This window comes from Streptomyces sp. NPDC059743 (assembly GCF_042732975.1).
In the GTDB taxonomy this organism is placed as follows: domain Bacteria; phylum Actinomycetota; class Actinomycetes; order Streptomycetales; family Streptomycetaceae; genus Streptomyces.
In genome coordinates this window covers 165,247-190,773 of the sequence record NZ_JBHWGS010000015.1, presented here as the reverse complement: position 1 = coordinate 190,773, position 25,527 = coordinate 165,247, and the positions used below count along the sequence as shown (strand labels likewise).

Annotated in this window: 24 protein-coding genes; 20 read left to right on the top strand and 4 right to left on the bottom strand. The window is 69.9% G+C overall.

Going from position 1 to position 25,527, the window contains the following annotated elements; all coding sequences use genetic code 11:
* Window positions 1–80: 80 nt before the first annotated feature.
* Window positions 81–884 (bottom strand): IclR family transcriptional regulator, encoded by an 804-nt coding sequence (locus ACFV6H_RS26395; protein ID WP_093600454.1) that lies wholly within the window; start codon window positions 882–884, stop codon window positions 81–83.
* 367 nt (window positions 885–1,251) lie between these two features.
* Here ACFV6H_RS26395 and allB point away from each other — a divergent pair, with 367 nt between their 5' ends.
* From allB to ACFV6H_RS26370, 5 genes are all read left to right on the top strand, one after another.
* On the top strand, window positions 1,252–2,589 hold the full coding sequence (gene allB / locus ACFV6H_RS26390; protein ID WP_385546564.1) for an allantoinase AllB: 1,338 nt from the start codon (window positions 1,252–1,254) through the stop codon (window positions 2,587–2,589).
* Between the two features lie 2 nt (window positions 2,590–2,591).
* Window positions 2,592–3,722 (top strand): allantoicase, encoded by a 1,131-nt coding sequence (gene alc / locus ACFV6H_RS26385; protein ID WP_385546560.1) that lies wholly within the window; start codon window positions 2,592–2,594, stop codon window positions 3,720–3,722.
* 132 nt (window positions 3,723–3,854) lie between these two features.
* On the top strand, window positions 3,855–5,078 hold the full coding sequence (locus tag ACFV6H_RS26380; RefSeq protein WP_385546557.1) for a sensor histidine kinase: 1,224 nt from the start codon (window positions 3,855–3,857) through the stop codon (window positions 5,076–5,078).
* A complete protein-coding gene (locus tag ACFV6H_RS26375; RefSeq protein WP_385546554.1) occupies window positions 5,075–5,764 on the top strand; it encodes a response regulator in 690 nt (229 codons plus the stop codon). The genes ACFV6H_RS26380 and ACFV6H_RS26375 overlap by 4 nt, the downstream gene beginning before the upstream one ends.
* A 4-nt stretch (window positions 5,765–5,768) precedes the next feature.
* Window positions 5,769–6,962, top strand: a complete 1,194-nt coding sequence (locus ACFV6H_RS26370) for a cytochrome P450 (protein ID WP_385546551.1) — start codon at window positions 5,769–5,771, stop codon at window positions 6,960–6,962.
* 48 nt (window positions 6,963–7,010) lie between these two features.
* Here the strand turns inward: ACFV6H_RS26370 and ACFV6H_RS26365 are convergent, their stop codons facing one another.
* Window positions 7,011–8,015: a Gfo/Idh/MocA family oxidoreductase gene (locus tag ACFV6H_RS26365; RefSeq protein WP_384981465.1), complete on the bottom strand. Its 1,005-nt coding sequence runs from the start codon at window positions 8,013–8,015 to the stop codon at window positions 7,011–7,013.
* Window positions 8,016–8,116: 101 nt separating this feature from the next.
* Here ACFV6H_RS26365 and ACFV6H_RS26360 point away from each other — a divergent pair, with 101 nt between their 5' ends.
* The 7 genes from ACFV6H_RS26360 (at window position 8,117) to ACFV6H_RS26330 (ending at window position 15,333) form a co-directional block, all read left to right on the top strand.
* Complete coding sequence (locus ACFV6H_RS26360; RefSeq protein ID WP_385546547.1) at window positions 8,117–8,920, top strand: GntR family transcriptional regulator; 804 nt, start codon at window positions 8,117–8,119, stop codon at window positions 8,918–8,920.
* Window positions 8,921–9,294: 374 nt separating this feature from the next.
* Complete coding sequence (locus ACFV6H_RS26355) at window positions 9,295–10,311, top strand: sugar ABC transporter substrate-binding protein (RefSeq protein ID WP_093597692.1); 1,017 nt, start codon at window positions 9,295–9,297, stop codon at window positions 10,309–10,311.
* Window positions 10,308–11,384, top strand: a complete 1,077-nt coding sequence (locus ACFV6H_RS26350) for an ABC transporter permease (protein WP_385546544.1) — start codon at window positions 10,308–10,310, stop codon at window positions 11,382–11,384. The genes ACFV6H_RS26355 and ACFV6H_RS26350 overlap by 4 nt, the downstream gene beginning before the upstream one ends.
* Complete coding sequence (locus tag ACFV6H_RS26345; RefSeq protein WP_385546541.1) at window positions 11,381–12,259, top strand: ATP-binding cassette domain-containing protein; 879 nt, start codon at window positions 11,381–11,383, stop codon at window positions 12,257–12,259. Before ACFV6H_RS26350 ends, ACFV6H_RS26345 begins: the two co-directional genes overlap by 4 nt.
* Window positions 12,260–12,537: 278 nt before the next feature.
* On the top strand, window positions 12,538–13,704 hold the full coding sequence (locus tag ACFV6H_RS26340) for an ROK family glucokinase (protein WP_385546538.1): 1,167 nt from the start codon (window positions 12,538–12,540) through the stop codon (window positions 13,702–13,704).
* Window positions 13,701–14,279: a hypothetical protein gene (locus ACFV6H_RS26335; RefSeq protein WP_384981480.1), complete on the top strand. Its 579-nt coding sequence runs from the start codon at window positions 13,701–13,703 to the stop codon at window positions 14,277–14,279. Before ACFV6H_RS26340 ends, ACFV6H_RS26335 begins: the two co-directional genes overlap by 4 nt.
* Window positions 14,280–14,487: 208 nt before the next feature.
* Entirely contained in the window at window positions 14,488–15,333 is an 846-nt protein-coding gene (locus ACFV6H_RS26330; protein ID WP_385546535.1) for a hypothetical protein, read from the top strand.
* A gap of 215 nt (window positions 15,334–15,548) precedes the next feature.
* Here ACFV6H_RS26330 and ACFV6H_RS26325 read toward each other — a convergent pair whose 3' ends face one another.
* Window positions 15,549–16,199 carry a hypothetical protein gene (locus ACFV6H_RS26325; RefSeq protein WP_385546532.1) on the bottom strand — a complete coding sequence of 217 codons (651 nt, stop codon included), beginning with the start codon at window positions 16,197–16,199 and terminating at the stop codon, window positions 15,549–15,551.
* 261 nt (window positions 16,200–16,460) lie between these two features.
* Between ACFV6H_RS26325 and pcaC the strand changes: the two genes are divergently transcribed.
* The 7 genes from pcaC (at window position 16,461) to ACFV6H_RS26290 (ending at window position 22,584) form a co-directional block, all read left to right on the top strand.
* Complete coding sequence (gene pcaC, locus ACFV6H_RS26320; protein WP_093596090.1) at window positions 16,461–17,753, top strand: 4-carboxymuconolactone decarboxylase; 1,293 nt, start codon at window positions 16,461–16,463, stop codon at window positions 17,751–17,753.
* A 133-nt stretch (window positions 17,754–17,886) separates the two neighbouring features.
* Window positions 17,887–18,519, top strand: coding sequence for an MBL fold metallo-hydrolase (locus ACFV6H_RS26315; protein ID WP_385546529.1), 633 nt, complete (start codon window positions 17,887–17,889; stop codon window positions 18,517–18,519).
* 109 nt (window positions 18,520–18,628) lie between these two features.
* Window positions 18,629–19,408 (top strand): exodeoxyribonuclease III, encoded by a 780-nt coding sequence (locus tag ACFV6H_RS26310; RefSeq protein ID WP_384786557.1) that lies wholly within the window; start codon window positions 18,629–18,631, stop codon window positions 19,406–19,408.
* A gap of 58 nt (window positions 19,409–19,466) precedes the next feature.
* Window positions 19,467–19,907, top strand: coding sequence for a DUF6278 family protein (locus ACFV6H_RS26305; RefSeq protein WP_093596081.1), 441 nt, complete (start codon window positions 19,467–19,469; stop codon window positions 19,905–19,907).
* Window positions 19,908–20,046: 139 nt separating this feature from the next.
* Complete coding sequence (locus ACFV6H_RS26300) at window positions 20,047–20,976, top strand: glutamate ABC transporter substrate-binding protein (RefSeq protein ID WP_385546727.1); 930 nt, start codon at window positions 20,047–20,049, stop codon at window positions 20,974–20,976.
* A 10-nt stretch (window positions 20,977–20,986) separates the two neighbouring features.
* Window positions 20,987–21,631: an amino acid ABC transporter permease gene (locus ACFV6H_RS26295; RefSeq protein ID WP_385546525.1), complete on the top strand. Its 645-nt coding sequence runs from the start codon at window positions 20,987–20,989 to the stop codon at window positions 21,629–21,631.
* A gap of 95 nt (window positions 21,632–21,726) precedes the next feature.
* A complete protein-coding gene (locus ACFV6H_RS26290) occupies window positions 21,727–22,584 on the top strand; it encodes an amino acid ABC transporter permease (RefSeq protein ID WP_385546724.1) in 858 nt (285 codons plus the stop codon).
* A gap of 144 nt (window positions 22,585–22,728) precedes the next feature.
* Here ACFV6H_RS26290 and ACFV6H_RS26285 read toward each other — a convergent pair whose 3' ends face one another.
* Complete coding sequence (locus ACFV6H_RS26285; RefSeq protein WP_385546522.1) at window positions 22,729–23,451, bottom strand: hypothetical protein; 723 nt, start codon at window positions 23,449–23,451, stop codon at window positions 22,729–22,731.
* A 105-nt stretch (window positions 23,452–23,556) separates the two neighbouring features.
* On the opposite strand from ACFV6H_RS26285, the gene ggt reads away from it, so the two are divergent.
* Window positions 23,557–25,371: a gamma-glutamyltransferase gene (gene ggt, locus ACFV6H_RS26280; protein ID WP_385546519.1), complete on the top strand. Its 1,815-nt coding sequence runs from the start codon at window positions 23,557–23,559 to the stop codon at window positions 25,369–25,371.
* The last annotated feature ends 156 nt before the right edge of the window (window positions 25,372–25,527 follow it).

Below are 25,527 nucleotides of genomic sequence, written 5' to 3'. Positions count from 1 at the left end.
CCGGGCGGGCCGGATGCCGGCTCGTCCGGCGGCCCGGCAGGAGGCAGGGCAGCCCACGCCACACCCGGTGATCGACCGGCTCAGCCTTGCGCCGTCGTGCTCGCCAGCACCTCCGAGAGATCCCGGGCCACCTCCTGGAGCACCGGGACGATCTTCTCCGTGGCCTCCTCCGTCACCCGGCCCGCCGGCCCCGAGATCGAAATGGCCGCCGCCGTCGGCGAGTTGGGCACCGGTACAGCCAGACAGCGGACACCGATCTCCTGCTCGTTGTCGTCGACCGCGTATCCGGCCCTGCGTACCAGCTCCAGGGCCTCCAGAAAGCCCTCGGGCGTCGTGATCGTCTTCTCCGTGGCGGCAGGCATACCCGTACGGGCCAGCAGAGCGCGGACCTCCTCCGCCGGCGCGTGCGCGAGCAGCGCCTTGCCCACGCCCGTGGAGTGCGGCAGCACACGGCGGCCCACCTCGGTGAACATCCGCATCGAGTGCTTGGACGGGACCTGGGCGACATAGACGATCTCGTCGCCGTCGAGCAGCGCCATGTTCGCGGTCTCGCCGGTCTCCTCGACCAGCCGGGCCAGATACGGCCGGGCCCAGGTGCCGAGCAGCCGCGACGCCGACTCGCCGAGCCGGATCAGCCGTGGCCCGAGCGCGTACCGCCGGTTCGACTGCTGGCGCACATAGCCGCAGGCGACCAGTGTGCGCATCAGCCGGTGGATCGTCGGCAGCGGCAGTCCGCTGCTGGCGGAGAGCTCGCTGAGGCCGACCTCGCCGCCCGCGTCCGCCATCCGTTCGAGCAGGTCGAAGGCGCGCTCAAGGGACTGGACGCCGCCGCTGGCGGGCGCGGATTTGCTGGCGTCGGTGGAGCTGGCGCTGGACGACGGCACGTCAACGGTCCTTTCGGAGCAGGCGGGGCCGAACAGGCAGCCTACCGGGCGCAGCGGCCCGGCACCTGGCCGACCGAGAGGCGTCTCTGCCGGTCAGAGCACCTCGGCCCGTTCCTCCCCTGTTGCTCCGGGTACGAGTGGCCTTCTGCCGCATTCTGCTTGGTGAAATGTGATTTCCGCTCTATGGAAGTAACCCAGTCTAGCGCGGTGCGGCCCGTTCCGCGCGGCTGCCCTGGAAAAGTGGTCTTGACGGGCCGGGATCCGGAGTGAAGACTCCTTCAACAGTTCGTTGAATTCATGCTTCGAATACATGCTTGGCTCGCGACAGCAGAGACAGCGACGTGGCGACGGCGAAGTGAGGGCACGGGTGTCCGAGGTGGATCTGATACTGCGGTCGACACGCGTCATCACGCCCGAAGGGACGCGGGCCGCCTCCATCGCCGTCGCCGGCGGACGGATCGAGGCCGTCCTGCCGTACGGCGCGCCGCTGCCGGCGGGCGCCCGGCTGGAGGACGTCGGGGACGATGTCGTCCTGCCCGGACTGGTCGACACCCATGTCCATGTGAACGATCCGGGACGCACCGAGTGGGAGGGCTTCTGGACCGCGACCCGTGCCGCCGCGGCCGGCGGGATCACCACGCTGCTCGACATGCCTCTGAACTCCCTGCCGCCCACCACGACCGTCGGCCATCTCCGCGTCAAGCAGCAGGTGGCGCGTACGAAGGCCCATATCGACGTGGGCTTCTGGGGCGGCGCGATCCCAGGCAATCTCAAGGATCTCCGGCCGCTGCACGATGCCGGTGTCTTCGGCTTCAAATGCTTTCTGTCGCCGTCCGGTGTGGAGGAGTTTCCCGAGCTGGACCAGGAGCACCTGGGAAGTTCGCTGGCCGAGATCGCCGGTTTCGGCGGACTGCTGATCGTCCACGCCGAGGATCCCCATGAGCTGGCCTCCGCGCCTCAGCGCGGTGGTCCCGCCTACGCCGACTTCCTGGCGTCCCGGCCGCGCGGCGCGGAGAACGCGGCGATCGAAGGGCTCGTCGCGCTGGCCGGGCGGCTCGACGCGCGCGTGCATGTGCTGCACCTCTCCTCTTCGGACGCGCTGCCGCTGATCGCCGCGGCCAAGCGCGCGGGAGTGCGGATCACCGTCGAGTCCTGTCCGCACTTCCTCACGCTCACCGCCGAGGAAGTCCCGGACGGGGCAACGGAGTTCAAGTGCTGTCCGCCGATCCGCGAGGCCGTGAACCAGGACGCGCTCTGGCAAGGGCTCATCGACGGCACCATCGACTGTGTCGTCTCCGACCACTCGCCCTGCACCGCCGATCTGAAGACTCCCGATTTCGCCGCCGCCTGGGGCGGTATCTCCTCGCTCCAGCTCGGTCTGCCCGCGATCTGGACCGAGGCGCGCGCACGGGGCCGCTCGCTGGAGGACATCGTCCGCTGGATGTCGGCGGGCCCGGCCGCGCTCGCGGGACTGAGCCGTAAGGGCGCCGTCGAGGCGGGCCGGGACGCCGACTTCGCGGTGCTCGCGCCCGACGAGACCTTCACCGTGGATCCGGCCGCGCTGCACCACCGCAACCAGGTCACCGCGTACGCGGGCAAGCGTCTGTACGGAGTCGTCCGGTCGACCTGGCTGCGCGGCACCCGGATCGTCCATGACGGCGTCCTCGCCGAACCGTCCGGCCGACTGCTCGAAAGGAACGACTGACCTTGTCGGAAGACTCCCTGCCCGTCCCGCCCTCCTTCACCGGTGACGCCCGGCCGTACGGCGGTGGCGATCCGTACGCCGACTACCGCACCGCGGACTTTCCCTTCGCGCATCTGGTCGATCTCGCGGACCGCCGGCTCGGGGCCGGAGTCGTCGCCGCCAATGACGAGTTCTTCGCCGAGCGCGAGAATCTGCTGAGGCCGGAGCGCGCGGAGTTCGATCCCGAGCGCTTCGGGCACAAGGGCAAGATCATGGACGGCTGGGAGACCAGACGCAGACGCGGCACGGGCGCGGACCGGCCGCATCCCGCCGACGAGGATCACGACTGGGCGCTGGTCAGGCTCGGCACACCCGGCGTCATCCGCGGGATCGTCGTCGACACCGCGCACTTCAGAGGCAACTATCCGCAGGCGGTCTCGGTCGAGGGCACCTCACTGCCGGGCTCGCCGTCGCCCGAGGAACTGCTCGCCGACGAGGTGACATGGACGGTGCTGGTGCCTCGTACGGCCATCGGCGGCCACGCCGCCAACGGCTTCACGGTCGACGCCGAGCGGCGCTTCACCCATCTCCGCGTCAACCAGCATCCCGACGGAGGGATCGCCCGGCTGCGGGTGTACGGCGAGGTCGCGCCCGATCCGGGCTGGCTCGGTGTCCTCGGTACGTTCGATGTGATCGCGCTGGAGAACGGCGGCACGGTCCAGGACGCCTCCGACCGCTTCTACTCGCCCGCCACCAACACCATCCAGCCGGGCCGCTCGCGCAAGATGGACGACGGCTGGGAGACCAGGCGGCGCAGGGACAAGGGCAACGACTGGATCCGCTACTGGCCGGCCGAGCAGTCCGAGATCCGCGCGGTCGAGATCGACACGGCGTATCTGAAGGGCAACGCGGCGGGCTGGGCGACGCTCTCCGTGCGCGACGGCGCGACCGGCGACTGGACCGAGATCCTGTCCAGGACCCGGCTCCAGCCCGACACGAACCACCGCTTCGCGCTGCCCGTACCCGTGGTGGCGACCGAGGTACGGATCGACATCTATCCCGACGGCGGTATCTCCCGGCTGCGGCTCTTCGGCTCCCTCACCGAGGAGGGCATGCGCCGTCTCACGGCCCGCCACCAGGAACTGCACGGGTAAGCCCCGGCTCCGGCTGACCTCTCCCACTCGCCTTGGGTGGGACCGTGCCGAAAGTCGGGACCCGCGCGACTTTGGTCTCGTCCCGCCGCCACAGCCCTCCGCCACGGCCGCCGCGTCCGTACATTCGTCGCCATGACACGGACGGACCATCCCTGGCTGCTTCCCTCGGCGCTGATCGACCCGCGAGGCCCCGAGCTGCCCGGCGACCGCGGCGCGGCCCGGCCGCGCCGTACCGTACGCGACTGGGCCGTGGACATGTCGATGTTCCTTCTCGCGGCCGGTATCGGGCTGCTCGCCCTGGAGTCGAGCGAGCAGGCGGGCAACACCGATGCCGTCGTCTTTCTCGATCTGCTGGCGGGCGCGGGCGCCTGCTGTGCCCTGTGGCTACGGCGACGGTGGCCGGTGGGGCTGGCCGCCGCGCTCGGTGTGCTCAGCACGCTCGCCCCCGTCGCGGGCGGCGCCGCGCTGGCGGCCCTGTTCGGCGTGGCCATACACCGGCCGCTGCGGCCCGTACTGATCGTCGCCGGGCTGATCCTCATGGGCGGAAGTGTCCAGTCCGTCCTCCGTCCCGATCCCGGCACCTCCATGGCGGCCTCCCTGATCGCGACCGCGATACTCGTTCTGCTGGTGACCGGCTGGGGCATGCTCGTACGGTCCCGGCGCCAGCTCTTCGCCGCCCTGCGCGAGCGGGCCGTACGCGCCGAGGCCGAGGCCGGACTCCGCGCCGAGCAGGCCCAGCGGCTGGCCCGCGAGGCCATCGCCCGGGAGATGCACGATGTGCTCGCCCACCGGCTGACGCTGCTCAGCGTCCACGCGGGCGCCCTGGAATTCCGGCCCGACGCGCCGCCGCCCGAGGTCGCCAGGGCCGCCGGTGTGATCAGGGACAGCGCGCACGAAGCCCTCCAGGATCTCCGCGCGATCATCGGAGTGCTGCGGGCGCCCGGCGACGAGGACAACCGGCCGCAGCCCACTCTGGCCACTCTGGACGCGCTGGTCGCCGAGTCCCGCGAGGCCGGGATGAAGGTCACTCTCGACAGCCGTGTCGAGGATCCGTCGGCCGTGCCCGCGGCCGTCGGCCGTACCGCCTTCCGTATCGCCCAGGAGGGCCTGACCAATGCCCGCAAACACGCGCCGGGCACCGAGGCCACCGTCGAGCTGAGCGGCGGCGCCGGAGAAGGGCTCACTGTCGAGATACGCAACACCGCGCCTCAGGGCGAGGTCCCGAAGGTGCCCGGCTCCGGTCAAGGGCTGATCGGGCTGACCGAGCGCGCCGCGCTGGCGGGCGGCCGGTTCGAGCACGGAGCCACCCGCGACGGCGGATTCGCCGTCCGGGCCTGGCTACCGTGGACACCATGACCATCAGGCTGATCATCGTCGACGACGACCCGCTGGTCCGCGCCGGACTGACCTTTATGCTCGGCGGCGCCGACGGCATCGAGATCGTGGGGGAGGCCTCCGACGGCACCGAGGTTCCGGCCCTGGTCGAACGGACCTCGCCCGATGTGGTGCTGATGGACATCCGGATGCCCGTCATGGACGGTCTGGCCGCCACCGAGGCGCTGCGCCGCCGCCCGCACGCGCCCGAGGTCCTCGTCCTGACCACCTTCCACGCCGATGAGCAGGTGCTGCGGGCGCTGCGCGCGGGAGCCGCCGGTTTTGTCCTCAAGGACACTCCGCCCGCCGACATCGTCACCGCCGTACGGCGCGTGGCCGCCGGAGATCCGGTGCTCTCACCGGCCGTTACACGCCAGTTGATGAGCCATGTTGCGGGAGCGGTCCACGGTGGCCGCAGGGACTTGGCGGCGGAGCGGCTCGCCGCTCTCGCGGAGCGGGAGAGGGAGGTCGCGCTGGCGGTCGGTCAGGGCCGGTCCAACGCGGAGATCGCCGCCGGGCTCTATATGAGCGTGCCCACCGTCAAGGCCCATGTCTCCCGCATCCTGGCCAAACTCGGTCTCAACAACCGTGTCCAGATCGCCCTGTTGGTGCATGACGCCAATCCGGCCATCGGGGATGGTGGCTCCGGGAGCGGCGCCGTAGGCTGACCCGATGGCGGTCATCGAACTGGCTGAATACGGCCCGGACTTCAATGTCAACCCCTATCCGTACTACGCGAAACTGCGCGAGGCAGGGCCCGTTCACGAGGTGGTGGCCCCGGACGGCAATCGCTTCTGGCTGGTCGTCGGATACGAGGAGGGCCGCGCGGCCCTTGCCGACTCCCGGCTGTCCAAGGCGCCCGCCACCATGGGATACGAGCCGGGCGACGAGGCGATCATGGGCCCGCACGTACTGACTCTCGACCCGCCGGACCACACCCGGCTGCGCAAGCTGGTCGCTCCCGAGTTCACTCCGCGCCGGGTGGAGGCGCTGCGCCCGCGCGTCCAGCGGATCACCGACGAACTGCTCGACGCCATGGTCCCGGCCGGCCACGGCGACCTCGTGGACGCGCTGGCCTTTCCGCTGCCCATCATCGTCATCTGTGAACTGCTCGGCGTGCCGCACGCGGACCGTGACACCTTCCGCGCCTGGACCAACGAGATCGTCGCGCCCACCACGCCCACCGGCCAGCGCGACAACACCATCGCCCTGTGCGCGTATCTCGACGAACTCATCGAGGACAAGCGCGCCTCCGCGCCCGCCGACGACCTGCTCTCCACGCTGCTGCGCACGCGCGCGGAGGACGGCGACCGGCTGTCCGCGGCCGAACTGCGCGCCTGGGCCTATGTGCTGCTCATCGCCGGACATGAGACGACCGTCAATCTGATCGCCAACGCGGTCCGCTCACTGCTCACGCATCCCGGCCAACTGGCCGCGCTGCGCGCCGACTTCTCCCTGCTCGACGGAGCGATCGAGGAGACGCTGCGGTTCGAGGGACCGGTGGAGACCAGCACCATACGGTTCAGCAGGGAGCCGGTCTCCTACGGCGGCACGGAGATCCCGGCCCGGCAGGCGGTGCTGGTCGCGCTCGCCTCGGCGGACCGCGATCCCGCCCGCTTCCCGGATCCCGACACCTTCGACATACACCGCTCGGCGACGCCCGGCCGTGGCCCGGCGCATCTCGCCTTCGGGCACGGCATCCACTTCTGCATCGGCGCGCCGCTGGCCCGGCTGGAGGGCCGGATCGCCGTCCGGGCGCTGCTGGAGCGTTGCCCCGGGCTGGCGCTCGACCCGGAGGCGGGCCCGTACGAATGGCTGCCCGGCATGCTGATCCGCGGTGTGCGCGAGCTGCCGGTGCGCTGGTAGAGCCGGTGCGCTGGTAGCAGCGCCGTGGCGCACCGGCCGGACGCGGTGTCAGTCGGCGGGAATCTCCGTCAGCGCGACCGGCCGGTGCTCGCGCCGGGACAGCTCGCAGGCCTCCGCGATGCGCAGCGCGTGCAGCGCCTCCCTGCCGTCGCACGGATTGTCCAGCTCGCCGTTGACGACCTGGAGGAAGGCGTCCAGCTCCGCCTCGTACGCCGGAGCGAACCGCTCCAGAAAGCCCGGCCACGGATTGTCGCAGGGCGGCGGGCCCTTGGGCTCGGTCGAGGTGATCGGCGTACGGTCGTCGAGACCGACCGCGAACTGGTCGAGCTCACCGGCCAGTTCCATCCGTACGTCATAGCCCGCGCCGTTGCACCGGGTGGCCGTGGCGGTCGCGAGCGTCCCGTCGTCCAGGGTGAGCACCGCCGCCGCGGTGTCGATGTCGCCCGCCTCCCGGAACATCCCGGGCCCGGCGTCCGAGCCGGTCGCGTAGACCTCCACCACCTCGCGTCCGGTGACCCAGCGCAGGATGTCGAAGTCATGCACCAGACAGTCGCGGTACAGCCCGCCCGAGAGCGGCAGATACGCGGCGGGCGGCGGCGCCGGGTCGGAGGTGATCGCCCGTACGGTGTGCAGCCGGCCGAGCCGGCCCGACCGTACGAGCTCGCGCGCCGAGGCGTATCCCGCGTCGAAGCGGCGCATGAAGCCGAGCTGGAGCACCGTGCCCGCCGACTCCACCTCGCGCAGCGCACCGAGCGTGCCGGCCAGATCGAGGGCGATCGGCTTCTCGCAGAAGGCGGGCAGTCCGGCGCGGGCCGCGCGGCTGATCAGATCGGCGTGGGACGAGGTGGCCGAGGCGATCACCACGGCGTCCACGCCCCAGGTGAACACTTCGTCGACGGATGGGGCGGCGGTCGATCCCGTACGGTCGGCGACCTCCGCCACCCGGGTCGAATCGATGTCCGCGACAACCAGGGAGCCGACCTCGCGATGGCGGCTGAGCACGTCCGCGTGAAAGGTGCCGATACGGCCCGTGCCGATGAGTCCGATGCGCATGGCCCCCAAGGTGGCTGTATGCCCTCACCATGTCAAGCATTTGTCCTGACAATCTGACTTCGCGACTTCCCGTCAACAAACAGTGCGACTACGCTCGGCCCGTGCCCCATCAGCCGAGATCAGCCCAAGCCGGACAGGAGACGCCCGGACCGGAGGCGGAGCACGCCCTGCCGCTCCAGCTCGGTGTCGACCGCACCAGTCCCGTGCCGCTCTACTACCAGCTCTCGCAGCAGCTGGAGGCGGCGATCGAGCGCGGCAGACTGGCCCCGGGCAGCCTCCTGGGCAATGAGATCGAGCTCGCGGGCCGGCTCGGACTCTCCCGTCCCACCGTCCGCCAGGCCATCCAGTCCCTGGTCGACAAAGGCCTGCTGGTGCGCCGCCGTGGCGTCGGCACGCAGGTCGTGCACAGCCAGGTCAAGCGCCCGCTGGAGCTGAGCAGCCTGTACGACGATCTGGAGGCGGCGGGCCAGCGCCCGGCCACGCGCGTACTGCGCAACACGGTCGAGCAGGCCTCCGCGGAGGTCGCCGCCGCGCTGGGCGTCGCCGAGGGCGCGGACGTACAGCTCATCGAGCGGCTGCGGTACGCGCACGACGAGCCGATGGCGCGTCTGCGCAACCATCTGCCGTCCGGGCTCATCGACTGCGACACCGAGCGGCTGGAGGCCACCGGCCTCTACCGGATGATGCGCTCGGCCGGGATCACTCTGCACAGCGCCCGGCAGTCGGTCGGCGCGCGGGCCGCCACCGCCGAGGAGGGCGGGCTGCTGGCCGAGCCCGCGGGCGCGCCGCTGCTCACGATGGAACGGACCACGTTCGACGACACCGGGCGGGCCGTCGAGTTCGGCTCGCACATCTACCGGGCGTCGCGGTACGCCTTCGAGTTCCAGCTCCTCGTACGCCCGTAGGGCCCTCTTCGCTCCCGTCGCTCCCGTCTCTTCGTAAGAATGTACGGACAAAGCATTGACGCCCATACGCGGGCCCGGCTAGGGTCTTTCGTTTGGGTCTGGCCGGATCAGGGAGCGGGGTCTGGTGCCGTGGATCGCAAGGCGGAGGAAGGAGCCATGGCGGAGCCCTGGTGACTGACGACAACGCGGCGAGGCGCGGTGCCAGGGCACGCGAGCCCGGCAAGATCCAAACGAGAGGCCCTAGAACTCGGGAACATCCGGTGGGCCACCCGATGACCACCCGGCGAACGGACATGACCGATACTTGGGCGGCCGGGCCGGCTCCGTATGCATCCCGGCCGTACCGAGGACTTCAGTGAGAAGGGCACGGCGTCGTGGCAACGGTTCGGACAGGGATACGCGCGCTGAGCGCGGTGGTGGCGGCGGTGCTCGGGGTCTCGGCACTCGCCGGATGCAGCAGCACGGGCGGCAAGCGCGCGGAGGAGCGGGCCCAGCGGGCCGCGGCCCAGGGCCGGGCCGCGGTGGACACACCGAAGTGGACCGTCGCCATGGTCACCCACTCCGGCGACGGCGACACCTTCTGGGACATCGTCCAGCGCGGCGCCGAGCAGGCGGCCGTCAAGGACAACATCGACTTCCTCTACGCGCACAGCGACGAGGGCCAGCAGCAGGCCCAGCTCGTCCAGTCCTACATCGACAAGAAGGTCGACGGGCTCGTCGTCACGCTCGCCAAGCCCGACGCGATGAAGGACGTCGTCGCCAAGGCCGTCAAGGCCGGTATCCCGGTGATCACCGTGAACTCCGGAGCCGAGCAGTCGAAGCAGTTCGGCGCGCTCAGCCATATCGGCCAGGACGAGTCCATAGCCGGCGAGGCTGTCGGCGAGGAGCTGGACAAGCGCGGCAAGAAGAAGGCGCTCTGTGTCATCCACGAACAGGGCAATGTCGGCCATGAGCAGCGGTGCGCGGGAGCGAAGAAGACCTTCGGCGGTCAGCTCCAGAACCTCTATGTCGAGGGTACGAACATGCCGGACGTCCAGGCGTCCATCGAGGCCAAGCTCCAGGCGGACCGGAGCATCGACGCCGTGGTCACCCTGGGCGCTCCCTTCGCGGACGCCGCCGTCAAGGCGAAGGAGACGGCGAACAGCGAGGCGGAGATCGACACCTTCGATCTGAATCCCAAGGTCGCCGCCGGACTCACGGCAGGGACGCTCGGCTTCGCCGTCGACCAGCAGCCGTATCTCCAGGGATACGAGGCCGTGGATCTGCTCTGGCTCTACCGCTACAACGCCGATGTGCTCGGCGGCGGACGCCCGGTCCTCACCGGACCGCAGATCGTCACGGAGAAGGACGCCGGAGCGCTGGCGAAGTACACGGAGCGAGGCACCCGATGAGCGTGACCGCGCCACCGGTGGACGGCCGGCCGGACGGGCCGCGCGGGACCAGCGTCGGCGACGAGCGGCTGCTCCGTGTCTCGCCGCTGCGTACGCTGCTCGGCCGGCCCGAGCTGGGCGCGGTCGTCGGCGCGATCGCCGTCTTCCTCTTCTTCTCGGTCTTCGCGGACTCGTTCCTCCGGGCGTCGAGCCTCGGCACCGTCCTGTACGCGGCCTCCACGATCGGGATCATGGCCGTCCCGGTGGCGCTGCTGATGATCGGCGGCGAGTTCGATCTCTCCGCAGGTGTGATGGTCACCAGCTCCGCGCTGGTCTCCTCGATGTTCAGCTATCAGATGACGGCGAACGTCTGGGTCGGCGTCGGTGTGTCGCTGCTGGTCACGCTGGCCCTCGGGGCCTTCAACGGTGTGATGCTGACGCGTACGAAACTGCCGAGCTTCATCATCACGCTGGGCACCTTCCTGATGCTCACCGGACTCAATCTCGGGCTGACGAAGCTGATCAGCGGCACGGTCTCCACCAAGACCATCGCGAACATGGAGGGCTTTCCCTCCGCCAGGAAGCTCTTCGCCTCCCAGCTCACCGTTGGCGATGTCGAGCTGAAGGTGACCATCCTGTGGTGGGCGGTACTGGTGCTGCTGGCGACCTGGATCCTGCTGCGGACCCGCTTCGGCAACTGGGTCTTCGCGGTCGGCGGCAACGCCGAGGCCGCCCGCGCGGTCGGCGTACCGGTCGCCAGGACCAGGATCGGGCTGTACATGGGCGTGGCCTTCTGTGCCTGGGTCTCCGGGCAGCATCTGCTGTTCTCGTTCGATGTCGTCCAGTCCGGCGAGGGCGTCGGCAACGAGCTGATCTACATCATCGCGGCCGTCATCGGCGGCTGTCTGATCACCGGCGGCTACGGCTCGGCGATCGGCTCGGCGGTCGGCGCGTTCATCTTCGGCATGACCAGCAAGGGCATCGTCTACGCGGAGTGGAACCCGGACTGGTTCAAGTTCTTCCTCGGAGCGATGCTCCTTCTCGCGACCCTGCTCAACGCGTGGGTGCGCAAGCGTGCGGAGGCGACACGATGACGGCGGAGAACGCGACGGCGCAGAGTGCGACGACGGCGGTGGACGGCGCGACGGTGGCGGGCGGTGCACTGGTCGAGCTGGACAACGTCAGTAAGTACTACGGCAATATCCGGGCCCTGGAAGGCGTCTCGCTGGAGGTGCACGCGGGCGGGATCAGCTGCGTACTGGGCGACAACGGCGCCGGCAAGTCCACCTTGATCAAGATCATCGCCGGGCTGCACCGGCATGACGCGGGCGACTTCCTGATCGACGGCGAGAAGACCGTGCTCGCCTCGCCGCGCGAGGCCCTGGACCGCGGTATCGCCACGGTCTACCAGGACCTCGCCGTGGTGCCGCTGATGCCGGTCTGGCGGAACTTCTTCCTGGGATCCGAGCCGACCAGAGGACGCGGTCCCTTCAGACGGCTCGATGTCGCGCTGATGCGGGAGACGACCCGGGCCGCGCTGCTGCGGATGGGCATCGATCTGCGCGATGTCGACCAACCGATCGGCACGCTGTCCGGCGGTGAGCGCCAGTGTGTGGCCATCGCCCGTGCCGTCCACTTCGGCGCGAAGGTCCTGGTGCTGGACGAGCCGACCGCGGCCCTCGGAGTGAAGCAGTCGGGTGTGGTGCTCAAATATGTGGCCGCCGCACGGGACGCGGGACTCGGAGTGGTACTCATCACGCACAATCCGCACCATGCCTTTCTGGTCGGCGACCGGTTCACCATGCTCAAGCGCGGAATCATGTCGGGAAGCCATACCAAGGACTCGATCACTCTGGACGAGCTGACGCGTGAGATGGCGGGCGGCTCGGAGCTGGCGGAGCTGAGCCATGAACTGGAGCGCGCCACGGGCGACACCGGACTGGAGCGCGCCGAGGGCGACACCTCTTGACGCCTCCTGAGGCTGCCGGGCCGCGCTTGACACCGACGGGCCGCGCGGCCACCTCACCTGCCCTCGCCCGCCCCGGATGGCACAATCTGCCAGGGCGGACACCATCCGCCGCCGCTGCCCACCCGGGCCGGCCGGCCCCCGATCCCAGGGACGACACGACCCGTGCGAGCACCCGAACCATGGCCCGGGCCCGAACCGCGGCCCGGCCGACTCCGGCTCATCCGCCGCGCCAGGCGCCGCGCCAGGCCTGAGCCGACGCGTACGAGGGAGTCCGGCCGATGAGCACCTACCGTGACTTCGCGTCCCACCGCGGCGCCGCCCGCGCCACGGTCCTGCGGACCGCGGGCACCCGTGAGCGCCGCTCACTGCTCACCGCGCCCCGGGTCCCGACCGTCGGTATCGACATCGGCGGTACGAAGGTGATGGCCGGCGTCGTCGATCCCGACGGCAACATCCTGGAGAAGCTCCGTACCGAGACTCCGGACAAGTCCAAGAGCCCACGGGTGGTCGAGGACACCATCGTGGAGCTGGTCCTCGATCTCTCCGACCGCCACGATGTGCACGCCGTCGGCATCGGCGCGGCCGGCTGGGTCGACGCGGACCGCTCCAAGGTGCTCTTCGCGCCGCATCTCGCCTGGCGCGACGAACCGCTCAGGGACGCGCTCTCCGCACGGCTCGCCGTCCCGGTGATGGTCGACAACGACGCCAACACCGCCGCCTGGGCGGAGTGGCGCTTCGGCGCCGGGCGCGGCGAGGACCATCTCGTCATGATCACGCTCGGCACGGGCATCGGCGGCGCCATCCTGGAGGACGGCCGGGTCAAGCGCGGCAAGTACGGAGTCGCCGGTGAGTTCGGCCATATGCAGGTCGTGCCCGGCGGCCACCGCTGCCCGTGCGGCAACCGCGGCTGCTGGGAGCAGTACAGCTCGGGCAACGCGCTCGTACGCGAGGCCAGGGAGCTGGCCGCCGCCGACTCGCCCGTCGCGTACAACATCATCGACCGCGTCAAGGGCAATGTGCAGGACATCACGGGCCCGCTGATCACCGAGCTCGCGCGTGAGGGCGACGCCATGTGCGTCGAGCTGTTCCAGGACATCGGCCAGTGGCTCGGCATCGGCATCGCCAATCTCGCCGCCGCCCTCGATCCGTCCTGCTTTGTCATCGGCGGAGGCGTCAGCGCCGCCGACGATCTGCTGATCGGCCCGGCCCGTGACGCCTTCCGCCGCCATCTCACCGGCCGTGGCTACCGTCCCGAGGCCACGATCGCCAAGGCACAGCTCGGCCCGGAGGCGGGCATGGTCGGCGCCGCCGATCTCTCCCGGCTGGTGGCCAGACGCTTCCGCCGCGCCAAGCGCCGCCGTGTCGAGCGCCATGAGCGGTACGAGCGCTACACCCAGGCCCTCCGCACCGCCCGTACGAGCACGAGCCAGGAACCGCAGTCATGACGCTGTCCCGACCGTTGCCGGCCACGGAGGAGACCGGAAAGCCGCCGGAGGACCGGCGTCACCGCAACCGCCGCCGCTGGCTGACGGCCGTCGTCATCGTGCTGCTCATCGGTATCCCGGCCGGCTATCTGGTGATCTCCGCCGGACAGAGCCGGGAGAGCGGCCGGGACAAGGAGGCCGAGTCCTCCGCCACCGGACTCCAGCACCTCCGGCCCTCCAAGATGAAGCGCCGGATCTTCGAGGTGCCGATCCCCACCGGAGCCACCCGGGTGCGGTACTTCGAGACGAGCAACTGGAAGACCAGTCGGCTGTACGTGCAGTTCGACGTGGACTCCACGCAGCTCGACACGTTCCTGACCGACATGGGAACCAGCCGGTCCGCGCTCAAGGACGGCCACATCCCGATCGGCCCGCGCGATCTGCGCACCGTCGGCTGGAACTTCAACCTCCCGGGCCATGACTGGGCAGGCACCAGCCACCGCCAGCAGGCCCCACGCCCCAGCCAGGACGTGGTCGTCGACCTCACCGAGCCGGGCTTCCCACGCGTCTTCGTCGTCTCCACCACCACGCCGTGATCCCCACGCGCCGCGCCAGGCGTGCCGGCGTTTGAAGTTCTCTGTGCGGCTTACCTCGGCTTGGCGCAGGGCCCTTGACCAGCCTGCCTGGCCAACGGCCTGGCCTCGAAAGCCCGATATGTGCCCCCGGATTGGTCCGTGGTCTCGGTCCGGCTAGAGTCCGCTTCCTTACAAAGGACACAGGAATCACACATCAGGGGCGGGACATATGACGTACATCCGGACCGGAGCGTGGGCGGGGATCACCTTTGCCGTGCTGGCCGCGACCACCGCGTGCGGCGCGGAAGCCGTGAGGAAGACCGCCGATGCCGTCAGCCACGCCGACGCGATCATGGTGGCGCTGACCCGCGCGTCGGACAAGGCGTCGAAGCTCGGTTCGGCCGAGGTCGAGACGACGACGGTGATCGCCGCGGCCGGTGGCAAGCCGGTATCCATGGACGGCACCTACTCCTGGGGCGACGGCGCCGCGCTCGATGTCGAGATGGACACCGCGAACGCGCAGATGCAGTCTCTCCAGGACGACCCCACGCTGACGATGAAGATGGTCGACGGGGCGTACTACTACGAGGTGGACCCGCAGCCCAGTGGCCCGCTCAAGGGCAAGCACTGGATGCGGATCGATGTCTCCGCCGTCATGGGGGAGTCGGGCGCGGACAGCATCGCGGACAACGCCGACCCGACGGCGGGCCTGCGCTACATCGGTGCTGCGAAGGACGTGAAGAACTTCGGCGAGGAGACGGTCCGCGGCAAGAAGGCCACCCACTACCGGGGTAGCGTCGGCGCGCAGCAGGTCAACGCGTCCAACCTCACCGCCCAGGAGAAGAAGGCCGCCATCAACTCCCTGAAGGCGAGCGGCGGGAAGATGACCTTCGACGTCTGGGTCGACGGGAAGGACCTGCCCGTGCGCGTGAAGCAGAGCGGCGGCGGCATGACGGTCACCATGGACTTCCTGAAGTTCGGTGCCATCAAGCCGATCACGGCCCCGCCGGCTGCCGACACAGGCGACCTCACCGAGCAGGTCAAGAAGCAGCGCGACCAGTCGCTGGGCCAGTGAGACATTGATGCGTGCCAGGTGGCCCGGCCGTTGGAACGGCCGGGCCACCGGTGTGAACCGGCTCGGCTCGGTGAGCCGGTTCACACCGGCAGGGGAATGTCCCCTCCCGCCACCGCCCCACGCCACGCACATCCCGCAGGACCAGGCCGGTCCGTGGCGGCCCTGAGCAGGTATCAGGGGAGCCTTCGCAGGGATTCCAGGGCGGCCTCGGGGCATCAACTCTGGACGTCGCCCAGTGTCGCTGAGGGTGTTTCTCCGTTCTGGGCCTGCTGGGCGCGGTGTGCGAAGAGAGCGGCGATGTCCTTCACGAAGCCCTTGTCGAGCTGGTCCTCGTGGCGGGCGGAGGCATCGAGCCGCAGGATCGTCGTGCCCACCCGTATCTGCCCCGTGATCCCTTGTGTGCCCTGCGGACCGACGGCGCCGCGCAGCGCGTCGCGCTCCTCGCCCGCCGAGCCGAGATCGGCCTTCTCCTTGCCGGCCTTCCGTGCCGTGTCCTTCCAGAGCACGTCGTACGCGGCCTCGGCGGCCTGTTCGTCCTCGTAGGCGACCATCCACAGGCCGGCGAGAGCATCGCTGTCGGCACGCTCGAAGGTGACGGACCCCAGGAAGCGGGAGCCCTCACATCCCTTGTTGCCCTCGTTGGGGCAGACGCTGCTTTTCTTGAACTCGGTGTCCAGGGCGCCCGCCGAGGGCTTCTCGGCGGTCTTCCAGCCGGGCATGGCCTTCGCGTCCGGCAGCACCGACCGGACCTGCGCCTGATCGAGCGGCGCGGCGGTGTCCGCCTGCTCGCCACCGCATCCGGCGAGCAGCACCGCCCCCAGCCCCGTCCCCGCAGCCCGCACATACCACTGCCACTGCCTACGCATGACCCTCCCCGTTTCGCCGTCGGCTGCCGATCTTAACGATGGTGAGGCGGACGGTGCTTGGTACCACCCTTGTTGCGGAACCGGCCCTCGCCGGCTCAACGGGCGGCAGCTGCGCGTGGCGGGCGTACAAGATCATGGCCGGGAACGTGTTCCGGCCGGTCCGCTTGTACGATGCCCGCGCGAGTTGCTTCACGTATCTCGCGAACAACGGGGTGCCACCCCTCTCCCGTGAGAAAATGTGAGATATGGGAGCGTGAGCGGGTGAGTGAGACGACGACTAGAACCCTGCAATACCGCTGTGACGGGCCGGAAGACGCACCGATCCTGGTCTTGGGCCCCTCCCTCGGTACCACCTGGCACATGTGGGACCGGCAGGTGCCCGAGCTGGCTCGGCAGTGGCGGGTGATCCGCTTTGATCTGCCGGGGCACGGTGGCGCGCCCGCGCATCCTGCCAGCAGCGTTCCCGAGCTGGCGGAACGGCTGCTGGCCACGCTCGACGGGCTCGGGGTGCAGCGCTTCGGATATGTGGGCTGCTCCATCGCCGGTGCCGTGGGCGCGGAGCTGGCGCTGCGCCGTCCCGACCGGATCGCCTCGCTCGCCGTGGTGGCCGCCTCGCCGCGGTTCGGCACGGCCGACGAGTTCCGCCAGCGCGGAGTGATCGTACGGGCCAACGGTCTGGACCCGATGGCCCGCACCGCGCCCGAGCGCTGGTTCACCGCGCACTTCGCCGCAGCCCAGCCGGCCATTGTGGAGTGGGCCGTCCAGATGGTCCGTACCACCGATCCCGGCTGTTACATAGCCGCCTGCGAGGCGCTCGCCGCCTTTGACATCCGCGCGGAGCTGGGCCGTATCACCGTACCGACGCTGGTCCTGGTCGGTGCCGAGGACAAGGTCACGGGACCGGCTGAGGCCCGTACCCTGGTGGCCGGGATACCGGACGCCCGGCTCGCGCTGGTGCCCGGCGCCTCCCATCTCGCGCCGGTCGAGCAGCCCGCCGCCGTCACGGATCTGCTCGTCCACCACTTCTCCACGGCCTGGTACAACCCGTCCGACACCTCCACCGGGCTGACCGTGCTGCCCGACCGGCTGCTCCAGCCCGCCGTCTCCGCACCGGCCGTACCGGTCGCCGAGATCGCGCCCGCCGAGCAGCCGGAGGCCGTCTCCGCAGGGCGCCCGGACCCGTACGAGGCGGGCATGCGGGTACGCAGACAGGTCCTCGGGGACGCGCATGTGGACCGTGCCACGGCAACCGCAGACGACTTCACCGGCGACTTCCAGGAGCTGATCACCCGCTATGCCTGGGGCGAGGTATGGACCAGGGAGGGCCTGGACCGCCGCACCCGCAGCGCGGTCACACTGACCGCGTTGGTCGCGGGCGGGCACATGGAGGAGCTGGCCTTCCACACCCGGGCCGCGCTGCGCAACGGTCTGACTCCCGCCGAGATCAAGGAGGTGCTGCTCCAGTCGGCCGTGTACTGCGGTGTTCCGGCGGCGAACACGGCGTTCCGGGTGGCGCGGACCGTGATCCAGGAGGAGACCACGCCCGAGGCGTAGAACGATGGCAGAAGGGACCGAAGCGATCCCTGAGGAGTCCGACCCGAGGAGTCCGACCGCGCGGGATCAGGCAGCGCGGGGAGCGACTGGGCGAGAGAACGACCAGGCGAGACGAGAGAAGAGGCGGTCACCGGTGAGGCTCACCAAGAAGACGCACGCCTGCGTCCGGCTGGAGAAGGACGGACGGACGCTGGTCATCGATCCCGGCATCTTCACCGAGGAGGACGCCGCCGTCGGCGCGGACGTCATCCTCATCACGCACGAGCATCCCGACCACTTCCACGAGGGCCGGCTGCGGGCGGGCCTGGAGGCCAGTCCGGCGGCCGAGCTGTGGACGCTGCGCAGCGTCGCCGAGCAGGTCTCCGCGGCCTTCCCGGGCCGGGTCCACACCGTCGGCCACGGCGACGCCTTCTCCGCGGCCGGCTTCGACGTACGGGTGCACGGCGAACTCCACGCGGTGATCCATCCGGAGATTCCGCGGATCACCAATGTCGGCTTTCTGGTGGACGGCTCGGTCTTCCACCCGGGCGACGCGCTGACCGTCCCCGACGAGCCGGTCGAGACGCTGATGCTGCCCGTGATGGCGCCCTGGAACAAGATCTCCGAGGTGATCGAGTACGTACGGGAGGTCAAGCCGCGCCGTACGCTCGATGTCCATGACGCGCTGCTGACCGAGCTGGCCAGGCCTGTCTACGACACGCATCTCGGCAATCTGAGCGGCGCCGACCATGTCAGGCTCACGCCGGGCGACTCCATGGAGGTCTGACGCCGAGGTCCGGCGCCGGGCGCGCGGTACGTACGCACCTCGCCGTACGCGCGCACCGCGCCGACCTGCTGGGACGCCGACTGTCGGACCCCGCCGATAGGCTGTCCGCATGCGCATCGCGACCTGGAACGTCAATTCGATCACCGCTCGCCTGCCCAGGCTGCTGGCCTGGCTGGAGAGCAGCGGCACGGATGTGCTGTGCGTGCAGGAGACCAAGTGCACCGCCGAGCAGTTTCCCGCCGAGCAGCTCCGTGAGCTGGGATACGAGTCGGCGGTCAACGCGAACGGGAGATGGAACGGCGTCGCGCTGATCTCCCGTGCCGGCCTGTCGGACATCGTCAAGGGCCTGCCAGAAGGGCCCGAGTACGAGGGCGTGGAGGAGCCGCGCGCGATCTCCGCGGTCTGCGGCCCGGTCCGTCTGTGGTCGGTGTACGTGCCCAACGGCCGCGAGGTCGGCCATGACCACTACGCGTACAAGCTGCGCTGGTTCGAGGCGCTGCGGAAGGCGGTGGCGGACGACGCGGCGGGCGCGCGCCCGTTCGCCGTCCTCGGTGACTTCAATGTCGCGCCGGCCGACGAGGACGTCTGGGACATCTCGCGCTTCGAGGGCGCCACGCATGTCACTCCGGCCGAGCGCGCGGCACTCGCCGCGCTGCGCGAGGAGGGGCTCACGGATGTGGTGCCCCGTCCACTCAAGTACGACCGTCCGTACACCTACTGGGACTACCGTGAGCTCGGCTTCCCCAAGAACCGGGGAATGCGTATCGACCTGGTGTACGGCAACGCACCGTTCGCGGCGGCGGTCAAGGACAGCTATGTCGACCGCGAGGAGCGCAAGGGCAAGGGCGCTTCCGACCACGCCCCGGTGGTGGTGGAGCTGGACATCTAGATCCGCCGTTCCGCGTGCCCCATGGTGGAGCGGGCGGGGGAGTGGCACTCTGAGCGGTATGAACATTCCTTTTCTGGACAACTGGCGCAAGCGGCATGGTGGTGATCGCAGCACCTCGCTGGCCGCCGCCGTCCGCGGTGAGCCGGAGGGCGTGGCCGAGCTGCTCTCCGAGTGCGAGCTGCTCCGTGTCCGGGCGGGGCGGGAAGGTCTCCAACTGGACGACTCACCGGCCTCGTTGGAAGCGCTCGACCAGCTTCCGCCGCGCTGGCGGGACGATCCGGAAGAGCTGCCCTGGCTGGGCAATGACGCGGGCCTGTATCTCGGCACGGTGATCGTCCGTACGGTCCCCGGCGCGGTCTGGCACATCTGGCCCGGCGGGCATCCCGTGGTGCGTCTGGCGTCCGGGCGGGAGATCCAGGTGGTCGAGGCAGGGCTCGACTGGGCGGTCACCGGAGCGCCCGAACTGTCCCAGACATACGCGGAGGCGGCCGAGGCCTGACCTCGGCGTCCGATCAGCGGGCGCCTCTTGCGTTAAATATCGCTTATGTCCCACCTGTGCGTGTCGTGTGCGAAGTCCCTTGTCCGGCTGGATAGTTTGCGCTGACCTCGACACAGCCGGGAGTGGGGTGGGGCAGCGTATGGCCGTCGGTACGAGAAGAATCCGCACCGCCCTCGTGTCAGCTCCGCTCGTGCTCCTCGCCGTCGCTTCCGGCGCCGGGTGCGGCAAGCCGGGCAGCCCGCCCGTCAAGGGCCCGGAGCCCGACGCACTGCCTCGCTACCAGGTCGACCACACCTTCCGGCTTCCCGGCTCCGCCACCTGGACAGCGGCGCGCAAGCGCGGGCATCTCGTCGTCGGCGCCAAGGAGGACCAGCCGTACATGGGCGAGAAGGATCCCGCCAACGGTGTCTACTCCGGCTTCGACATCGAGATCGCCAAGATGACGGCGGCGTCCCTCGGCTTCGGCCCGGCGGCGGTCCGCTTCCGTACGATCGCCTCCGCGAACCGCGAAACCGCGCTCCAGAACGGGCAGATCGACTACTACGTCGGCACCTACACCATCAACGCCAAGCGCAAGAGGCTCGTCGGCTTCGCCGGTCCTTACTACATGGCCGGCCAATCGCTCCTCGTGCGGACCGATGAGCACGGCATCGACGGGCCGCGCGATCTCGACGGCAAGCGCGTCTGCTCGGCCGCGGGCTCCACTCCGTACCAGCGGATCAAGGACGACTATCCGCGCGCCGAACTCGTCGCGTACGACACCTACTCGGTCTGTGTGGACAATCTGCTGACCTACCAGGTCGACGCCGTCACCACCGACGACACCATTCTGATGGGCTACGCGGCCAAGGCGCCCGACGCGCTGAAGGTGGTCGGCAGGCCCTTCTCGAAGGAGCCGTACGGCATCGGCGTCCCGCGTGACGACAACGCCCTGAGGTTCGCGCTCGACGACGCGATCGTGGCGCACGAGAAGAACGGCGACTGGCGCAAGGCCTACGACGCGACTCTCGGCCTCTCCGGCCGTAAGCCCGCGCCCGCTCCGGCCGTCGACCGCTATCCGGCGAACTGAGGGAGCCGCCATGGACGTACTCACCGAGAACTTCTCCCTGTACGGCGAAGGCTTCCTCGGCACGGTCGAGCTGACGGTCTACGCCTCACTGCTCGCCCTGGCGCTCGGCTTCGTGATGGCCTCCTGCCGGGTGGCGCCCGTACGATCCCTGCGGGCCCTCGGCACCGTATGGGTCACCGTGCTCCGCAACACTCCGCTGACGCTGCTCTTCTTCGCGGTCCTGCTGGGCCTGCCGCGCTTCGGGCTCGTGCTGCCGTTCCAGCTCTTCGCCGTACTCGCCCTCGGCTGCTACACCTCCGCGTTCATCTGCGAGGTGCTGCGCTCGGGCATCAACACCGTACCCAAAGGGCAGGGCGAGGCGGCCCGCGGTCTCGGGATGACCTTCGGCCAGACGCTCGGCGCCGTGATCCTGCCCCAGGCGTTCCGTTCCGTCATCCCGCCCATCGGCTCCACGCTGATCGCCCTCGCCAAGAACTCGGCGATCGCGGGCGCGTTCAGCGTCACCGAACTGCTCGGCACCTACAAGACGCTCAACGAACTGGGCTTCAGCATCATCTGGACCTTTGTGTGGATCGCCGTCGGCTATCTGATCATCACGCTCTCCATCAGCGCGCTGTTCAATGTGCTGGAGAAGCGCTGGGAGATCGCCCGGTGAGGCCGGTGAGGCCGACAAGCCCGGTCGGCCCGATGAGCCCGCTGCGGCCCACAGGCGGGAGGGAGCCGGTGGGCCTGGTGAGTTCGGCGCGACCGGTGGCCGAGTCGACGGCCCTCTACGACATCCCCGGGCCCAGGACCCGCAGACGCCACCGGCTCTACGGTGTCGTCTCGACGGCGGCGATCGTCCTGCTGCTCGGCTGGGTGGTCCAACTGCTCTTCGCCACCGGCCAGTTCAGCGCCACGAAATGGCGGCCCTTCGAGTACCGCGGCATTCAGGAACTGTTGCTGCGCGGTCTCGGCAACACGCTGGCGGCGTTCGTCTGCGCGGCGGTGCTCTCGGTCGCGCTCGGCGGTGTGCTCGCCTGCGGCCGGCTCTCCGAGCACCGCCCGGTACGGTGGCTCGCCACCGCGCCGGTCGAGTTCTTCCGCGCCATGCCCGTACTGGTGATGATCTTCTTCATCTTCGTGGCGCTCCAGGTGCGGGCCCTGCCCGCGCTGGTGGCGGGTCTGACGCTCTACAACGGCTCCGTGCTCGCCGAGGTGTTCCGTACCGGAGTCAACTCGGTCGAGCGCGGTCAGCGGGAGGCGGCGTACGCGCTCGGCATGCGCAAGACGCAGGTCATGACGTACGTGCTGGTGCCACAGGCGGTCCGCGCCATGCTGCCCACGATCATCAGCCAGTTGGTGGTCGCTCTCAAGGACACATCACTCGGTTATCTCATCACCTATGAGGAGTTCCTCCATGCCGGAAAGCTCATCGCGTCGAATCTCGACTACGATTTGCCGTTCATCCCCGTGGTGATGGTGATTTCACCGATCTACATCGGGATGTGCATGCTGCTCTCGTGGTTCGCCCACCGGCTCGCCGCCCGCCGGCGGCGCGGACCGGGAGCGCAGACCATGGGCGCGGTCCCGGCCGCACCGGGGACGCTGCTGCCGGACGGGCGGTAGCTCAAGGGCAGTGGCCCGTCCGGCAGCAGCCGGAGATCACTTCTCGGACGGGAAGAAGGTCAGCTGCGTGCCGGTCGGGTGGCGCCCACGACGCTCGGCGGCGGCGCCCAGGACGCTTGGTCCGTGCCGCTCGGTCCGTGCCGCTCAGTCGGCGACGGGTACGGGCTGCTGGGCCGCCCTGGTCACATCGGCGACCAGCTCCACCACATCGGGGCCGTACGCCTGTGAGTTGACCACCTTCAGCAGCAGACAGAACGCGTTGCCGCCGTACTTGCGGGCCAGCTTCTCGTGATGGCGGGCCAGATAGCGTGAGGCGGCCTGATTGGTGATGGCGCGCTGGCCGCAGAAGAGAAAGACCGGCCGCTCTCCCTCCCCGGCGGTCAGCCGCGCCAGCAGGACATACTCCGCGACACCCGGCTCCGCGAGATAGCGCTCCGGGCCGATCCGGAACGCGCCGCGCTCGGCCTTGGGCTCGGGCTCGGTGTTGACCTTGACACCGGGCAGCAACGAACTGAGATGCGCGGCCATCCGGCGGTTCGACGCGGGACCGCCCACGCAGAACTCCGTACGCTCACCGAAGCCCTGGCGCGCGGTGTCGTGCTGGACGATCTCGGCGTGTGCGCCGCAGTCCTTGATCAGGGCGGACAGCTCCAGCAGCGCGAAGACGTCATGGCGGTGGACCGCACCGTCACCGCCCGCCTCGCGATTGACGACGAGCAGACACTCCGAGTTTCCGGGCAGCCCGAAGAACGCCTGCTTACGGCGGAGTCTGCGGCGCCAGAGATAGGTACGGGCGAGCCAGCCCAGGGAGGCGCTGACGCCCGCGGCGACCACACCGAGCACGATGTTGCGTATGTCGTCAGTCATGGGCGCGCATCGTATAGGCACGGCGCGAACATTGTTCGAGACGGTCCTGACGGCACGGGCACGCTGAAGTTACGCTGCCCGGACTGTCCTTGACTGGAGGTACGGATGCGTCGCTCCGCCGCGCGGAATGTTTCGGTTGTGGCCGTTGCCGTCGCCCTGCTCTCGGCCTGTGCCCAGGCACTGCCGTCATCAGTGGCGACCACACCTCGTCCACCGGAGAAAACGCCGGTGGCGGCGGGATACGGAGGAGCGGTCGCAAGCGTCGACGCGGATGCCTCGGCCGCCGGGATCGAGGTGCTCGGACAGGGCGGCAACGCCGTGGACGCGGCCGTGGCCACCGCCGCCGCCCTCGGCGTCACCGAGCCGTACTCCGCGGGCATCGGCGGTGGCGGCTACTTCGTCTACTACGACGCCAAGTCCCGTACGGTGCACACCATCGACGGCCGGGAGACCGCGCCGAGGTCCGCCGACAGCTCGCTCTTTCTGGAGGACGGCAAGCCGATCCCGTTCGCCGACGCCGTCACCAGCGGCCGGAGCGTCGGCACGCCCGGGACGCCGGCCACCTGGGACACCGCGCTCGACGCGTGGGGCAGCAAGTCGCTCAAAAACCTTCTCAAGCCCGCGGAGCGGCTGGCGAAGAACGGTTTCACCGTCGACGCCACCTTCCGCTCCCAGACCCAGTCCAACCAGGCGCGGTTCGCGGACTTCCCGGCCTCGGCCGAGCTCTTCCTGCCGGGCGGACAGCTTCCGGTGGTCGGATCGGTCTTCAAGAATCCCGATCTCGCCCGTACGTACGCGGAGTTGGGACGCAAGGGCACGGACGCGCTCTACCGTGGCGACCTCGCCGACGACATCGTCCGTACCGTACGTAAGCCTCCCGTCGACCCGGCCGCGACCCGGGTCGTGCGGTCCGGCGATCTGACCGCGCGCGACCTGGCCGCGTACCGGACGAAGCGGCAGGCGCCGACGAAGGTCTCCTACCGCGGTCTCGATGTGTACGGCATCGCGCCGTCGTCCTCCGGCGGTACGAGCGTCGGCGAGGCGCTCAACATCCTGGAGGGCACGGACCTTTCGCGGGCGAGCCAGGCGGGATATCTGCACCGCTACATCGAGGCGAGCCGGATCGCGTTCGCGGACCGGGGCCGCTGGCTCGGCGATCCGGCCTTCGAGAACGTACCGACGAAGGGACTGCTGTCGCAGCGCTTCGCCGACGCGCGCGCGTGCCTGATCAAGGACGACGCGGTCCTCAAGAGCCCGCTCGCGCCCGGCGATCCGAGCGATCCCACACCGTGCGCGACCGGCGGGACCGCCGCGCCGACGACCTACGAGGGCGAGAACACCACGCATCTCACGGCGGCGGACAAGTGGGGCAATGTCGTCGCGTACACGCTGACGATCGAGTCGACGGGCGGCAGCGCGATCACCGTGCCCGGCCGTGGCTTCCTGCTCAACAACGAGCTGACCGACTTCTCCTTCGCGCCGGCGAATCCGGCGGTCCATGACCCGAACCTGCCCGGTCCCGGCAAGCGGCCCAGGTCGTCCATCTCGCCGACCATCGTGCTCGACGGGCACGACCGTCCGGTGCTCGCGCTCGGTTCACCGGGCGGCGCGACCATCATCACCACGGTGCTCCAGACTCTGACGGGCCATCTCGACCGCGGTCTGCCGCTGGTCGAGGCGATCGCGGCGCCGCGTGCCAGCCAGCGCAACGGCGCGGCGACGGAGCTGGAGCCCGGGCTGTGGAACAGCCCGGTGCGCGCGGAACTGGAGGCGATCGGGCACGTGTTCACGCAGAACCCGGAGATCGGCGCGGCGACCGGCGTGCAGCGGCTGCCCGACGGCCGTTGGCTGGCCGCGGCGGAGAAGGTCCGCAGAGGCGGCGGCTCCGCGATGGTGGTGCACCCGGACGGCAAGCGGTAGCCGGAGCCGGTCCGGTGCGTTCCCGGTCGCCGTACGGTCCTGACTTGACCGTACGGCGACCGGGAAGGCGGTGTCGCAGTCCGGCGTCGCACGGCGGGGTCGCAGTCCGGCGTCGCACGGCGGGGTTGCGGTCCGGCGTCACTGGCGGCGGTCTCG